At 40.4% G+C, this 16,085-nt stretch carries 12 protein-coding genes and 1 other RNA gene; 3 read left to right on the top strand and 10 right to left on the bottom strand.

Annotated elements, in window-relative coordinates; genetic code table 11:
• Nucleotides 1-40 precede the first annotated feature (40 nt).
• Nucleotides 41-604 carry a Uma2 family endonuclease gene (locus RMZ43_RS28345; RefSeq protein WP_322654192.1) on the top strand — a complete coding sequence of 188 codons (564 nt, stop codon included), beginning with the start codon at nt 41-43 and terminating at the stop codon, nt 602-604.
• 37 nt (nt 605-641) lie between these two features.
• A complete protein-coding gene (locus RMZ43_RS28350) occupies nt 642-1,103 on the top strand; it encodes a cobalamin biosynthesis protein (RefSeq protein ID WP_322654191.1) in 462 nt (153 codons plus the stop codon).
• Between the two features lie 148 nt (nt 1,104-1,251).
• Here RMZ43_RS28350 and RMZ43_RS28355 read toward each other — a convergent pair whose 3' ends face one another.
• The 9 genes from RMZ43_RS28355 to RMZ43_RS28395 form a co-directional block, all read right to left on the bottom strand.
• Nucleotides 1,252-1,605 carry a phage holin family protein gene (locus RMZ43_RS28355; RefSeq protein ID WP_229554549.1) on the bottom strand — a complete coding sequence of 118 codons (354 nt, stop codon included), beginning with the start codon at nt 1,603-1,605 and terminating at the stop codon, nt 1,252-1,254.
• Nucleotides 1,606-1,942: 337 nt separating this feature from the next.
• Nucleotides 1,943-2,968, bottom strand: a complete 1,026-nt coding sequence (locus tag RMZ43_RS28360) for a peptidoglycan-binding domain-containing protein (protein ID WP_322654190.1) — start codon at nt 2,966-2,968, stop codon at nt 1,943-1,945.
• Nucleotides 2,969-3,057: 89 nt separating this feature from the next.
• Entirely contained in the window at nt 3,058-4,329 is a 1,272-nt protein-coding gene (locus RMZ43_RS28365) for a M16 family metallopeptidase (protein WP_322649536.1), read from the bottom strand.
• A 123-nt stretch (nt 4,330-4,452) separates the two neighbouring features.
• A complete protein-coding gene (locus tag RMZ43_RS28370) occupies nt 4,453-5,718 on the bottom strand; it encodes a M16 family metallopeptidase (RefSeq protein ID WP_322649537.1) in 1,266 nt (421 codons plus the stop codon).
• A 167-nt stretch (nt 5,719-5,885) separates the two neighbouring features.
• Nucleotides 5,886-11,327 carry a trifunctional serine/threonine-protein kinase/ATP-binding protein/sensor histidine kinase gene (locus RMZ43_RS28375; protein WP_322654189.1) on the bottom strand — a complete coding sequence of 1,814 codons (5,442 nt, stop codon included), beginning with the start codon at nt 11,325-11,327 and terminating at the stop codon, nt 5,886-5,888.
• Between the two features lie 136 nt (nt 11,328-11,463).
• Nucleotides 11,464-11,647, bottom strand: a non-coding RNA gene (ssrS, locus tag RMZ43_RS28380) — 6S RNA.
• Between the two features lie 60 nt (nt 11,648-11,707).
• Nucleotides 11,708-12,895, bottom strand: coding sequence for a 5-(carboxyamino)imidazole ribonucleotide synthase (locus RMZ43_RS28385; RefSeq protein WP_322654188.1), 1,188 nt, complete (start codon nt 12,893-12,895; stop codon nt 11,708-11,710).
• Complete coding sequence (locus tag RMZ43_RS28390; RefSeq protein ID WP_322654245.1) at nt 12,892-13,383, bottom strand: pentapeptide repeat-containing protein; 492 nt, start codon at nt 13,381-13,383, stop codon at nt 12,892-12,894. Before RMZ43_RS28390 ends, RMZ43_RS28385 begins: the two co-directional genes overlap by 4 nt.
• Nucleotides 13,384-13,687: 304 nt before the next feature.
• On the bottom strand, nt 13,688-13,840 hold the full coding sequence (locus tag RMZ43_RS28395; RefSeq protein ID WP_322649539.1) for a lmo0937 family membrane protein: 153 nt from the start codon (nt 13,838-13,840) through the stop codon (nt 13,688-13,690).
• A gap of 524 nt (nt 13,841-14,364) precedes the next feature.
• On the opposite strand from RMZ43_RS28395, the gene RMZ43_RS28400 reads away from it, so the two are divergent.
• Nucleotides 14,365-14,688, top strand: a complete 324-nt coding sequence (locus RMZ43_RS28400; RefSeq protein ID WP_322654187.1) for a hypothetical protein — start codon at nt 14,365-14,367, stop codon at nt 14,686-14,688.
• A 323-nt stretch (nt 14,689-15,011) separates the two neighbouring features.
• Here RMZ43_RS28400 and RMZ43_RS28405 read toward each other — a convergent pair whose 3' ends face one another.
• Nucleotides 15,012-15,527 carry a hypothetical protein gene (locus RMZ43_RS28405; protein ID WP_322656259.1) on the bottom strand — a complete coding sequence of 172 codons (516 nt, stop codon included), beginning with the start codon at nt 15,525-15,527 and terminating at the stop codon, nt 15,012-15,014.
• Nucleotides 15,528-16,085 lie beyond the last annotated feature (558 nt).

Raw genomic sequence — 16,085 nt, forward strand, 5'->3', positions numbered from 1 at the left:
GTTTTTTAATCAGAATTGCTGGACTTGGAGGCGATCGCAAATGGTACGGACACCATCAAAAAACATAACTTTGGCAGAGTTTCTGAAGCTACCAGAAACTAAGCCTGCTAGTGAATACATCAATGGTCAAATTATTCAAAAACCAATGGCACAGGGAGAACATAGCACTATTCAAGGTGAACTGATTCTTTTTATTAATTCTATATTGAAACCCCAAAGAGTTGCACGAGCATATCCGGAACTGCGGTGTACTTTTGGTGGCAGATCAATTATCCCGGATGTAGCGGTATTTACTTGGGAGAGAATACCTCGCAAAGAAAATGGCAGAGTAGCAAATTTATTTTCAGCAGCTCCCGATTGGACTATCGAGATTCTATCACCTGATCAAAGACAAACGAAAGTTACAAAAAATATTCTGCATTGCCTGAATTATGAAACACAAATGGGTTGGCTTATTGACCCAGAAGAACAAACGGTATTTGTCTACATCCGCAATCAACAGCCCGTTATGTTAGATGAATTAGAAGCTTTACTCCCTGTCCCAGATTTTGCAAATGAGTTGAGGCTGACGGTGGGAGATTTATTTGGCTGGCTGTTGGAGTAAACCAAATCCTAACGAATTGAACAAGGAAATACACCAAGTGCAACAGGTTTTATGGGTAGGAATCGGTTGTAAGCGGGGAACCTCATGGCAGTTGATTGATCAAGCAATTGAGCAAGTGTTTCGAGAAAATCAACTTTTTCAAAGTGCGATCGCAGGTTTTGCTACCATTGACAGTAAAGCTTCGGAAGTTGGTTTAATAGAACTTTGCAACCTACGCAATTTGCCCCTAAAAACCTTTTCTGCCCAAATCCTTCGCTGTGTTTGTGTCCCCAACCCTGCCACAATTACAGACCACAAAGTAGGTACACCTAGCGTAGCAGAAGCAGCTGCTATTCTTGCAGCTACTCAAACTCCATTGTTGACTGCTTTCCCTTTTAACAACACAGAAGGATTGGGAGTAAGGTTCTTAGTTCCTAAACAGATTTTCCAGCTACAAGGGCAACCAGGAGCGGTAACGCTAGCTGTTGCCCAAGCCTCAAATATGAGTATTACAATTTAACGCCGTGTGCAAGTTTCTCTCAAAACTAACCCCCAGCCCCTTCCCTACCAGTGAAGGGGAGCAAAAATCAAAGCCTCTCTCCATTTCGGGGAGAGGTTTGGAGAGGGGTTTTAAGAATAGTTGCACATTGCGTAATTTACTAATTTTTCTAGTCAACAACTCTCAAAAAATAGTTAATTACGCTAGAAACAATAGCTAGCACAATTGAACCTAACAAAGCAGGTAAAAAGCCCTGAATCTCAAAACCCGAACCAGGAGTTAAGGCACTTGCCAACCAAAGGGTTAAAGCATTGATAACCAATGTAAATAAACCAAAGGTGAGTAAGGTAATTGGAAAGGTCAAAATCTGTAAAATTGGTCTAACAAATGCATTAACCAGACCAATAACAAGGGCAGCTATCAAGGCAGTGACAAAATTCTTGATAAAGAATCCCGGAACGATATTAGCAGTCAGAAATAACGCCACCGCAGTACCGAGCCAAGTTAATAAAAAGTGTTGCATAAGTTTTTTTAGAGGAATTAGCAGTAAGCTTAATTAATTTCACTACTTACAGTTGTGATCTGTAACACTATCAGGTGTCGTTGTGCTTGACTCTTAAAGTTGCCATCATTTTTTGTCAGCCCAAAAGCAATGTAATTTTTCAGTGCTGGCATAGAGAGATACTTTTAATTGGTATATCTTTATCGTATTGCACGATGTACCGCATTAAATTCATAAAAAATGCTGTGAAACGCAAAACCCCTACAGAGGTTTATCGAAGTTGAAAAACCTCTGTACCTTGGAATTTCCAAAAAATAAGTGTCAGAACTTCAGAGCATTTTGCCCGCGCCTTTGGTTGCTAACGCCGCAAAAGAACCTCCCAGGTAGAGCCACCAACTACACCGTCAGCTTCTAAACCATAGCGCGTTTGTGCAGCTTTCACAGCTGCTTCGGTTGTCTCGCCAAAGTCTCCATCGGCATCACCTTTTAATAAACCAAGCTTTTTCAGTTGTTGTTGCAACTTAACAACTTCAGAACCACGTAATCCTCTACGCAAAATTGGCATTCCTTCTGAGGTGTATTGAATACCAGGGGTTCGCTTAGTAGTTGTGTTTGGCTGAGTTCGAGTAGTTTGCCCAGTGCGTGTAGTTGACTTTCGAGTAGTTGATGTATTACGATTCGGCGTTTTTTGTGTGCTTGAAGTTGTAGCTTTTTTTGGGGTAGCAGGTCTTGGCTCAGGGCTAGTTGCAACTCTTGTTACAGCTTTTTTCGGGGTAGTAGGTCTTGGTTCAGGGTTAGTCGTTGGAACTTGTGTTACAGCTTGTCTTGGAGGGTTGGGATTTGCAACGTTAGTAAGGTTGCTAGCCTGGGTTGGAACAGGAAAATTGTTAGCTGAGTTAAATCTTGGCTGGGATGAAGGGATGGTTGATGTTGCTACTGGTTGATTAGGGAAAAGTCGTTGCCAAGTGCTGGCATCCACAATGCCGTCTGGATTCAAACCAGCAGCTTGTTTAAACCGGGAAACAGCATTGGCTGTATTCTGACTATATGTACCATCTACGGCACCAGAATAAAAACCCAAAAGTTTCAGAGCTGCTTGAAGCTCAGATACACGTTCGCCTTGGCTACCAACTTTGAGGATAGGGCGGTTGATGCTATCTTGAGGATTTACTTGGGCAATTTTTTGTGGCGCTGCTATTGATACTACAGCCGTTGAGGCAATAATTAGAGGCGTAGTGGAGAACAAGAGTATTTCAATGGCTAATAAAGATTTAGACCTCTGTGGCCACCGACCCTTTGGCCGTTTTTCCATTCTACAGCGATTTACAGTTGGGTCTAGTAATTTTAAGTAACTCAAAATACTTGCTGTCAGGCTGCTTTGCATGGAATTTACTCCCAGAATATTCTCATGCTAATAGTACAGCCGCTTGGTTTAAAAAACAGCTGCTGCATTTTACGATTCTACATTTTTAGTTATGCGATCGCTCGATTAATTGCTTCTTCTTGACCAACTAAAGACAAGTAAGGCTCTTTTAAATACTTACGAGCTGAAGCGATGGCATCCTTAGCACTCACAGCCGCAATCAATTCTTGGAACTTTGTATCAAAATCAATTCCTAATCCCAAAATTTCATACCAACCGTATATCTGAGCAATTTGTCCGTTCGTTTGTTTACCTAAGGCGTACTGCCCTAGTATCTTGTTTTTAGCAGCTTTGAGTGCGCTTTCGGTTATTTCGGTGGTAGACAATAAATCTACTTCTGTACGCAGTCCTTCTAAAGCAATGCTGGTATTTTCTGGTGCTGTACCCATGTAAACCACAAACGAGGCTGGAAATAGCCTTGTGGAGTAAAAGGCGGATACTTCGTAAGCTAAACCGCGCTTTTCCCGCAATTCGACAAACAAGCGGCTAGAAAGCCCATTTCCCAAGTAGGTACACAGCAACTTCAGTGCGGCGTAGTCAACAGAACTCACCGATGTTCCTAAATACCCAAGCATCACAATTGATTGTTGTGTTTGTACTGGCTTCAGCCTTACCTGTGGTTCCACCTTAATCTCAGGTAAGTTAAGTATTGGTAGTGCTTGGGCTGGTGCTTGCCAATCAGCAAAAACTTCTTCTACCAACGCAGCTGCATCTGTGGCTGTGACTCTACCAGCAATACTAATTACTACATTATCTGGACGAAAATAAGTTTGGTGATAATCCACTAAATCCGCACGAGTTAAGCGGCTCATAGTGGTTTCATCTCCCAGCACCGACATGGAGTATGGATGATTTTGATATATTACCTGCCGCATTTGTTCAAAGGCGACATTGAACGGTTGCTCTTTTTGGGAACGAATATCTTGGAGTGCTAAACGCCGTTCTAGTTCCACTTGAGTTTCGGGGAAAGTAGGCGATCGCAAAATTCGCCCTGCTAATGTTAAAATTTCTCCAAAATCGGATGTTACAGTTTTGAAAGATAGCAAAAAATAATCAGTGCCGGCATCTGCACTCAAACTCGCTCCTACAGACTCGACTTTTTCTGCAATTTCCAAACTAGAAAGACCATCGCATCCCTTGGTCATCACTGCTGAGAGCAAATGTGCTAACCCTGCTTGCTCCCGGTTTTCGTTAGAACTACCGGCACGTACAAAGATTCGCGCTGCAATAATATCCGCAGCAGGATTTTCTGCCACCAGCACGACAATACCATTATTCAATACAGTACGATGGATAGGCGATTTTTGCAGCAAGGTTGTCATTTATTATTTGTCCTTTGTTATTTGTCATTTGTCCTTTGTCAAAAACTAATGCCCCGCCCAATGACGCCAGATGCTCCACTTGGGGGAACCCCAAGACCGCACTGGCTCCCCAATGCCCGATAACTAACACGGTTTAAGTACAGTAACCGCGTAATTCTCCAGCGAGAGATATTGTTTAGCTAATTTTTGTAGTTCTTTGGCATCAAAAGACTGAATCTGCTGGGGATATGTCACAGCTAATTCAGCTTGGGCGATGGTATTGTAATATCCATAAAGCCCTGTAAGCTGATTTGGCGTTTCAGTAGAAAACGCATACTCATTACATAGCAGTCTGCGTGTACGAGCAAGTTCCTGTTCGCTAATTCCTGTAGTCTGCAAATCATCCAAATGAGCGCAAATTAAAGACTCAACTTCCTGCAAATTTTCTGGTTCCAACCAGGCAGTAATTGTAAATAAACTCGATTCCCGTTGTAGAGAAAAATTACTGTAAATTCCCTGTACCAATTGCAAATCTTCTCGTAAATCACGCACTAAACGCGAAGTCCGCCCTTCTGCCAATAACACTGACAACAAATCTAAACCAAAGCCAGCGCGGATTTCTTCTACTCCAGGAACCAGCCACGCCATCAATAATCGCGCTTGTTCTATGCGTGGTAAATATAGTTCTTGACGATGAATACCCGTTATTACTGGCTTTGTCACTTTCTCAAACTGCGGACAATTAGAGCGTTCAGCAAAATCAGCAAATGAATGATTTACCATTTCCCAAGCTGGTTGCTGGGCTATACCCCCTGCAATTACCACCGTCATGTTTTCCGGCTGATAGTGAGTGCGGTGAAAACAACGCATTGCTTCTGGCGATTGCTGCATCAGTTCTTGCTCAGTACCCAAGACCGAACGTCCATAAGGGTGATGCGGATAAATGCTTTGAATCAGTGCTTGAAAGCCTATCCAATCGGAATCGTCTTGACAAGAGCGAATTTCTTCTAGCACTACGTCTCGTTCGCGGCTAAATTCATCTTCTGGAATTGCCGCATTGAGCAAGAGTTCTCCCAAATAGGGCAGAGTATCTTTTAAGTAAGGGGCAGCTGTGGTGAGTGAATAATGAGCATAATCATAGCTTGTTGCCGCATTACTCACGCCACCCCGGTTTTCAACTTTGGAATCGAACATTCCAGGGGGTAGCGTCGCTGTACCTTTAAAAATCATGTGTTCTAAAAAGTGCGCCATGCCAAACCACGGTTCTGGCTCTAAGCTGGCTCCAGCACGCACCCAAACATCCGCCACTACTACAGGAGTTGTGGGAATTTCTTGATGAATAAAAGTTAAACCACTCTCTAGTCGGAAGACCGAGGCTGGAAATACGGTATTAGTTAGTTGTTTTAACAATTTTTTGTAGTTTTAACCACAATTTAAGGCAATTGTGTCATTTTAACTCTGAATGATACCTCATTTAGAATCAAGGTATACAGATTTAATAGAATTATGCTATTGCTGTTCTCCACATTACCGAAAAATTAGAAGCGTTATGCATTGCGAGGAAAATCGTAAATTACTTAAAAGACTGGAATCTCAATAACAAATTCTGTTCCTTCACCAAGCACAGAATTGCAACTCAACCGTCCATCATGGGTTTCTTCGACAATTTGACGAGCGATCGCTAGTCCTAATCCTGTTCCTTTCCCAACCTCTTTTGTTGTAAATAGGTGGTCGAAGATCCTAACTCTTACCTCCTCTAGCATCCCCTGACCGTTATCTTTGATGCGAATTGTCACCATACTTTGGTCACTGGATACTTCGGTGTGAATTAATATTTGCTGACGTTCAGCTTTCACTTGGGCAAAAGAAAGCCCCTCGCAGCAAGTATCTAAGACATCAATTGCGTTAGCCAGGATGTTCATAAATACTTGATTTAGCTGTCCTAAAAAGCACTTAACTGATGGTAATTTACCGTATTCAGTAATAACTTCAATTGCTGGACGTTTTTCGTTAGCTTTGAGGCGATATTTCAAAATTAACAGAGTACTCTCAATCCCTTCATGAAGATTACAAGCAACTTTTTCGTTTGTATCAGTTCTGGAGAAGGTGCGGAGACTGGTACTAATGTCTTCAATCCGATCGCTTGCTACCTTCATTGAATTTACTAGCTTTGGTAAGTCTTCAGTCAGAAATTCTAGTTCAATTTTTTCGCTATGCTCAATGACTCCGATCGCCGGATTGGGATAATGTTCTTGGTAGCATTGGATATGGGCGAGTAAGTCTTGAATATACTCTTCGACATTGTTAAGGCTGCCTTTGAGAAATCCAATCGGATTATTAATTTCATGTGCCACCCCAGCAACCAAATTACCCAAGGTTGCCATTTTTTCATTTTGCACCATTTGTAATTGGGTATGCTCAAGTTTTTGTAGCGATCGCTCTAACTCTTGGGTATAATTTTGAGATTCTTGATAAAGATGGGCATTTTCTAGAGAAATGGCAGCTTGAGCGCATAGCAGTTGGATAACTTCTAGGCGATCGCTCGTAAATGCGCCAATGGTCAACTTATTTTCCAGATATAGTAACCCGATTAATTGGCCATGACGCAAAATCGGCGTACATAACACACTTTTGGGTTGTTGCTGCATCAAATATTGGTCAGTAATAAAATCGTTTTTTGCTGTTGCATCATCCAGCACCACAGTTTTTAAGCTGTGTTTGACATAGTTTATCAATGTGATCGGAATGTTTTGGCTGCTTGACAATGGTACAGATACTAGAGTCACCCCTTCATGGATGGTGCCTACAGCTTTGACCACTAAGTTGCTCTGTTCGAGTACAAGTAGGGCAGCTTTTTTGGCTCCAGCATTTTCCATCACCACTTGCAAGAGGGTAGTGAGCAATTGCTCTAATTGAATTTCACTAGAAAGAGCTTGCGAGACTTTAAAGATGGTGGCAAAATCGAGGGCTTGAGAAATACTGTTGCTAGAAAGATTTGTGTGGATGGTTTGATGTGGAAATGATGATCCATCGACGGTTGAACTCAGTTGAAAGTGATTAAGTTGCGCTAGTAAGATGGGAGCCAGGAGTTGAGGATAGCGTTTTTCTAAATCCTCAGTTTTGGCTTTAGCGCCCCAACGAGCGTAGCAGTAATAAGCTTCTTGCATATAAGCTTGGGCGATTTTTTCTTTGCCCCAGTCGAGGTAGAACTTGGCAGCTAGCTCATTGCTCAAGGCTTCTTCTTGGATGTATTGGTTTTCTTTCGCTAGAGTTATGGCGCGATCGTACAATTCTATTGCTGCTATTTTTTCGCCTAAAACTCGATGGCGTTCTGCTTCCACTAAATCAAATTTGTGCTGGAAATTCATTGGTGCAAATTTGGCTTGAAACTGCAATTTTTCTTGGTTTTCGCCAACCTTTAAAAGTAATTGCTCCTGTTGAGATGGTTCAGCCGTTGGATAGACAGCCAGACGAGATAAAGAATCGTAATAGTAAAAAACAGGCACAGATAGCATTCCAGCGCGACCGTTGAGGTATTGCTCTCCTTGATTTGCATTCTCAACTGCCGCCAGAAAATTCTCAAACAGATAACTGAGTGTTAATTTACTTAGGAAAAATATATGGAGTGTAAATTCATCGTTTTCTTTAAGGAGTGTAGATAATAGTTGTTTCCCTTGACAATGTTCACCAATGATGAACTCTGGAGTATTGCTATATTCGGTTAGATTTTTAATGCTTTGACAGATTATGAGCGACCAATTTAATAAACGCTGATTTTTGGCAAAATTAGACTCGTAGGCTTTAATATCTGCTAACAAGATTTCCAAAATTTCTGTCCCACTTAAATAGACATAGAAGAACTTGAAAATCATGGATGTAATCACATGAAAAAAATCGCCTGTCTCTAATCCAATATTATGGGATTCCTGTAATAAACTTATAGAGGTGCGAATATGTTGTTTATTATATTGATTTAATGCAGCTACCTTAAATATAGTCATGCTTTGAACAGATTTTGCTTGAAATCTATCTAAAAGCATTAAAGCTAGCTTACCAAATTCGTAGCCTGACTCTAGTTTGTTACAAGCATTAAGTACAATTCCAAAATCTGCATAACCTGGTGCAGAAAGTGTTGCATTGCCGTATTTAAGAGATAAATTCACTTCTTCGCAGGCCAAAATTGGAAACAGATACGAGCAATCCTGATGGATAGCGGGAGCAATGCAAGCCATAATCCGCAAGGCAGCTAAAGCTTTGGTATCATCCATCAATGGCAAATCAACTAAGCCCTTAATACTTCTACCTGCTAAGGTAGAGAGTGTGTTTACTACATATTGCTGAATATCTGAAGGTGTTACTGATTCAGGTAATGTTACCCTAAGTTGAGCCAGAAGTTCACGCCCAGTTGCGATCGCTCGGAATGGTTGACCCTGAACCTGATAAGCTTGGAGTTGGATTTCATAAACTTTCACTCTATCCAGTAAGGTAGTTGTTTTTTGAATAACAACCTGAATAAGAGATTCCATCTGCTCAAACTTATTGTTGAGAAAGCTAGCTTCGGCGGCTTCTTCGTATAACTTTTGAGTTAGTTTATAGGCAATTTCCCAACTATTAATTGTCAGCAACTGTATTCCATAATTTAGGTAATGAATTGCTGCACTATAAGCGGTAGCCTCTTTTGCTTTTCGACCAGCATTCAGATTTAAATAAGCTAATTTTTGACGTTCACTTGGTAGAGTAATTAGTGCTATTCCACAATTTAACTGACTGACAATCTCAAAAATTCGCTCTTCTTGCTGAGAATCAGACGTATTTTTTAAAAGTAATTGACCGATTTTAAAATGAGTAAATTGTTTCTCCTCATCTGGAATTAGAGAGTAAGCAGCTTGTTGTACTCGGTCGTGTAAAAATTTGTAGGTAGGAACTTGGAAATTAGAATTTAAGGGATTTAAATAATCATCATGATCATTAGTTTGAAATAATTTATAAACTTCAGTAGTAGGTAAAATTAATCCTTCTTGCAAAGCTTTCCATAAAGATGCTGCGGTTTCGCCTTCAGATTGTTCAGAAACAATCGCTAAGGTTAGCAAATCAAAAGAATTGCCAATACACGCGGCTAATTTCAACATATTTTGCGTTGCTTCTGGCAATTTTTGTAATTGTAGTGCTACGAACTCTACTACATCATCAGTAAGAGCAAGTGCTTTAACAGCAGCAATATCACATTGCCAGTATCTTTGCTCAGAATTAAAAGTAATCAGTCTATCTTCATATATAGCTTTAATAAATTGCGTTGTAAAAAATGGATTTCCCTGAGTTTTTTGATAGACGAGCCGCGTTAGAGGTTGGGCAATTTTGGCTGAACAACTCAATGTATCAACTACTAATTGATTTAAACTAGCTGTAGTTAATGGAGCTAAAGTAATAGAGTTAATTGTGGCATTGGCTTTGCGAGTATCTGCTAAAGTCAATATTAACGGATGCGTGGTAGATACTTCATTATCTCGATAAGCCCCAATTAAAAGTAAATATCCATTTCCTGATTCGCTCATCAGTAACTGCATCAATTTGAGCGATGCAGAATCAGCCCACTGTAAATCATCGAGGAATATTACTAGTGGATGTTCTTTGGTAGTAAATACCTGAATGAATTTTTGGAAGAGTAAATTGAAACGATTTTGTGATGCACTTGGTGAGAGTTCCGTTGCAGGTGGTTGTTGACCAATAATTTGTTCTAGTTCGGGGATTACCTCAAGAATAACTTGCCCCTGATCACCCAGCACTTGTAAAATTTTATTTTTCCAAGTTGACAATTGAGTATCACTTTCACTGAGCAATTGTTCTATTAAGCCTCGAAATGCCTGTACAAAAGCCGAGAAAGGTATATTACGATTAAATTGGTCATATTTACCTTTAATGAAGTAGCCTCTCTGCCGGACAATAGGTTTGTGAACCTCGTTGACCAAAGCAGTTTTACCAATACCAGAAAAACCAGCTACCAGCATTAGTTCAACCCCCCTGAGTCCCCCCTTGGTAAGGGGGGACTCAGGGGGGTTGGCAACGCGGTCAAAGGCTTTAAGCAGAGTTTCAACTTCATGCTCACGACCATAGAGTTTTTCTGGGATAATAAAGCGATCGCACACATCCCGTTGAGCAATTGGGAAACTTACAATTTTCCCCGTCTCCTTAAGTTGAGTTAAACAATTTTCTAAATCATATTTCAGCCCAAATGCACTTTGATAGCGGTCTTCGGCATTTTTCGCCATCAATTTGCTGACAATAGATGATAGTACAGGCGCAATTTGCGGATTAATCTCATGTACTAAAGGCGGAAGTTTGGCAATATGACAATGCAACAATTCCATCGGGTCGAGCGATTGAAATGGTAATTGCCCTGTTAATAATTCGTAAAAAGTTACACCTAGAGAATAAAAATCAGTCCGGTAATCAATCCCCCGATTCATTCGCCCAGTTTGCTCTGGAGATAAATAGCCAAGTGTTCCTTCTAAGACATTAGGACTCATGAGGCTTTGAGTTTCTCGTGGCAACAGAGATGCAATACTAAAGTCAATTAACTTAACTTCTTTAGTTTCTGGATTAATTAAAATATTGGCGGGTTTAATATCTTTGTGAATGATCCGATTACGAATTAGAATATCTAATGTATTGCACAGTGCGATCGCTACTTGTAAAAATTCTTGTAGAGACGCGATATATCGCGTCTCTACAGAGGTCAAATAATCTTTGAGAGAAATTCCCCCAAAGTCTTCCATCACTAACATATAGCCATTCTGATAAGGTTCCAGACTATAGGTTTGGATGATTCCAGGTAGATTCAAATTTTTGGCAATGGTGAACTGGTTGCGAAACTCTACCAATTCGCTGAAGCTAGGATAAGCAGTTTTCATCAGCTTAATCACCACAGATTTTTGGTCAGTTTCTCGATTAGCGCGATAAACCAAGGTTCGAGAACCGTTGTAGAGTTCTTTGCCAACGTGATATCCGGGAATGCTGACCATAAGACTTAATTCTTGAGACCTCAGTATCTAGGTTTCCCAAAAACATGGCAATCTTTACTGTCAGTTCGCTCATTTTAAACTGATTGAAACAATTAAAGCTCCCAAATTCTAAGTGATTTTGGGAGCTAATAATTTTAAGTTCACCGCGACGCCGTTTTACCTAAGTTTATGACCTGGGTTTATCCAGGTGGGAACCTAAATTCCTCGTTTAAAGTTTCCGGGTACATGCCCGGTATACTGCCACGAGAACAGTTGACTCCCTTGTCATTAAAGGCATAGATCAAAAAACTTGATGGCAGTCACCAACGTCGTAGTGCAACTCACTCATTATAGCTTTTCAAAAGATGTTGTGTGTTCAATATCGAAACTTTCCAATCTATTTACCTGGGATACCAAATAGATTCTATGTTGTGGGCGATGTCATTGGCGATGGCTGCGCCGATGCCGTTGGCATACGCACTTGCCGATTCTCGATTCTGATTATCTAGCAAAACGGTAACATGTCCCAACTTCCGCCCAGGACGTGATTCTGTCTTTCCATACCAGTAAACATGCGCCTGAGGAATTTCTGCTATTTGTTGACGCTGGCTTTGGTAGTCGCTGTGAGAGTTTTCATACCCCAGTAGGTTCACCATTACAGCGCCAGCGCACTGCAAAGCCGGATTCCCTAAAGGTAAACCACAAACGGCTCGAAGATGCTGTTCAAACTGCGAAGTTTCACAAGCATCAATAGAAAAATGCCCAGAATTGTGGGTACGGGGTGCAATTTCATTTACCAGGATTTTGCCATTAGTACCCAGAAATAGCTCAATTCCAAAAATGCCCACTACTTCTAGGCTATTTAATAGAGTATGTGCGATCGCTTCTATTTCTGCTACTTGATTGGGTGTAATTTCAGCAGGCGCAATCACCCGCCGACACACTTGTTGTTCTTGTTGGGTTTCTACCACTGGATAAGTTACAATTTCTCCTTCTACAGAACGAGCTGCAATTATTGCTAGTTCTCTTTCAAAAGGGATAAATTCTTCTAACAAGAAAAGTGATTGATTTAAAGTTGTTGTGGTTTCATCACTTAGCTTTTGCTCTAAACTAGTAAAATCCTGAATTATGAAAGTCCCTTGACCATCATAACCGTGGCGACGGGATTTCAAAACTACTGGAAAACCTAGATATTCTATTTGTGATTTGAGATTTTCTACCTCGTCAAGGGCTAAAAATTGGGGAACAGGTAAGCCCAAGTCGCGTAAATAGCAACGCTGATGATATTTATCTAAAAGAGGAGCTAAAGCTTCTAACCTGGGACGAAAACAAACGCCTTGGTGTGCTAAAACAGATAAAGCATCTAAGTTAACAAATTCGTTTTCAAAGGTGATGACATCGCACTTTTGAGCTAATATATCCGTAGCAGCTGCGTCATCAACTGAGGCGAAAACAGTTTCTTTGGCAATTGACACGGCCGGGTCGTGAGCACTTGGAGTTTGTACCACTAATTCTACTCCTAGCCTCTGTGCTGCATCCGCCATCATCCAAGCAAGTTGTCCGCCACCAATAACACCAACACGTTTCATTGACATCCTAGAGAATCACGAGTTTGCACACCTGTTTTGGAATTCACACCACTGGCTTTACCGCACAGTTCTTTGATTTGCGCTCTATCCAAAATTGCATCTGTAAAATCTGCACCATCTATATTCACATCATTAAATATGGCGCGGAGCAAAAGAGCTTCTTTGAAAACTGCATCGCTCAAATCTGCCTTAGTCAAGTTTACCTGATCAACCATTGCATTAGTTAAATCTGCCCCGTGGAGATTTGCATTTGTCATCACCGAAGCACTCATAACTGCTCCCCGCAAGTCAGCGTTAGAAAAGTTAGCCAGTTCCATATTGGCGTTAGAAAACTCCGCAGCTTGCAAGCTGTCACCAGAAAAATCACGTCTTGACAACTCTGCATTGCTAAATGAAAGCGGATGAGTCCAGTCTACTGCCAGTGCGGGATCAGCCACGCACCATACAATAATTCCTAGAAGGAAGGCCAACCCTTGCCGCAATAACATATTGAGAGCTAATTTGGTGTCTAATCGCTGCATTTAATTACCGCATTTGAATATTAGCAAGACTGGAGCATCCTAATTAAGACTCCCAGCTTTGCTACTGGACTTGATGAACGTGTATTTCCCTAGCTTAATATTTTGTAACGCAAAAAGGGTGGATGCGTAGCCTGTGGTAGACATCGCTTCTCACCCTTAGTAGCTAGACAGCAATATAGCGTTTCCTAAGCAGCTTATGTACACTCAAATCTTTTTTGTCAAGGTTAGTAACTTTGGAAACCTACCTTACCAAATCGGGAACCACTATATTTTAGACATCACGCGCTTTGAAAAAATTATAGATAGCAAGAGCGATCGCTATAAGTAACACCGCATGAATTAAATTTCCAGCAATATGAAGTGCTAGTCCTAATCCCCAAAAAGCAATCAGTACAACAACAATACCCCAAAGTATACTCAACATATATTTGATTTTAACCAAGTAAGTTTTTATTTCTTTAGATATTTTACTTCTAGCTTCACTTTGATTCTATTTACCCTCAGAGAGGTCTAGAAATTTAAATCATCTTTCTTAAGAAAGAAAATTAATTAAAAATTTACTTTTTAACTTTACCCGCAATTTTATTTCCCCTTTAACTGAGCCTATGTTCATAGATTTATTTACAATTCTTCATTTTTAGATATGAATTTCAGGATATAAAGAGTTTTATTAAGCAGTAATACTTATGAGCTTATTTACAATTCTTGATTTTCCATGTTTCAAGTAAAGTTTATTGTCTTTTAAATTCAACAGCCCCCATCAACTGTTAGTCTTTTAATTAATGAAAGCAAGGTTTGAGCGTAATTATATGCGTCTCAAGTGCTTAACAAAGCTTAAAAGTTGGATAATTAGCGTTAATTTTATAGCGGTTAGTTAGTTTTTCAGGAATCTCCAAGAGTTTATATTCGCCAAGTACACAACTTACACAAACCGAACTCCCAAACCCGATGATGAATCATTACTCACTTCAATGGATTGAGGCATGGTGCCAAGAAAATGGCTGGACAGATTTGTTTGTCGAGCGACGTAACAACTTCTGGGCTTTCCCTCCGGGTGGGGTAATGCCAGAACCAATTCCAGTCCACGTTCTCAGAGTGATTAAAGCCGAGAAGGGATTGACTTTTGAAGAACGATTGTGGTCGATGTCCGCAGTAATTGGCACAATAGTAGCCGTTCTTTTTGCCTTTTGGTTTCAGTCGCCCATGCCATTAGTTTTGGCTTTCGCTTTTAATGCCGTTACAGTGGCTCAATTTGAACTTGAAGATGCCTAAATTCTTATTTTGGGCTTTGCTATTAAAAACTGCTCTTGTCTACTTTTAGCAAGAGCAGTTTTTAATTGAAGAAAAAAAGACGAAATCACGATATATCGCTTGAATTTTGGGATAGAGATTTAACTTGTTTTGGAAGATTTACCACTTATGCGAAAATGTAAAGGGAAATAACCCTGTGCGATCGCGCTCCTATGAACCAAGACAAAGAAGAACGGATCAAAGCCTGCTTACAAGAATTGTCAACACTGCTGTATGAAGAAGCAGACAATAGTAAACTGACAGACCCAATTTTAGATTAGCCTGCTCAACAGCGATCGCACTCTTTACAAAGCTTGTTGTGTCTGTATATTACCAAAATTGTCGAAGTTAACAACAGTTGCAGCTCCTGTTGAGGCGTTATATAACAAGATGACACCATCACGGATCTTCGTTACGCGAGTCCAACCCCCAGCAAAGGTATAACCTTGTTGTGTCTGTATATTACCAGATATGTCGAAGCTAACAACAGTTGCCGCTCCTGTTGAGGCATTATAGAACAAGATGACACCATCACGGATCTTCGTTAAGTTAGTCCAACCCCCAGCAAAGGTATAGGTTCTGAGTGTCTGCACATTACCAGAACCGCCGAGGATGCTAGCAACAGTTGCCGCTCCGTTTGTAGAGTAAAAAATAACGACGTTATCGCGAATTGATTCTATACTAGTCCAGTTCCCAGCAAGACTTGCGGAAGCAGGCAAACTACCAGTTAAATTTGCTCCGCCTAAAGTTAAGACTAATCCAGCTAAAGCAGGTGTAGCAAAATAAGCGAGTTTCTTGAGCGATAAATTCATGAGATTCATGGCAGTTTTCTCCGTAAATTTTGAAGCGAACTCAAAAGGTTATGGAACTTACACCTGGACTTTTAGTCTAGAGTGGTTGAGTTGAGTCTGAGTAGTAGCCCTTTCAAGGTGGCCAATGAAGATACGTTGTTTCAGGGCTACCATCTTGAATCCTTTGTTCAGATTTTGGGCTTTTTGAAGGTTGAAATAACCAATTCTCGTTCTAAATCTCACCACCTTGAAAGGGCTAAATTATAGGACTTATGCACTGTACAAAATAACTATCTTGTGTATTAACGTAAATACGTTGTTTCAGGCTTTTTTAGGTTGCTTTTGATTGCTGGCGATCGCCTAAATATGATTGAAAAATCTAGATAGAAGCCTTGAAAACTCTACCTGTCATTTTTGCTTTTATGTAAATGCGTAAGTCCTATATTATACGTAATTATTATACGGAATTTTCCTACCAAACATTATTACGAAAGATGAATTTTTTGCAATCATTCAAAAATTATATGGAGTACATCAACTTTTAATGAAATTACTTTACGGCACTGGTTTTCGATTAAATGAAGCCTT

It is taken from the genome of Nostoc sp. CmiVER01, assembly GCF_034531135.2.
Taxonomy (GTDB): Bacteria; Cyanobacteriota; Cyanobacteriia; order Cyanobacteriales; family Nostocaceae; genus Nostoc.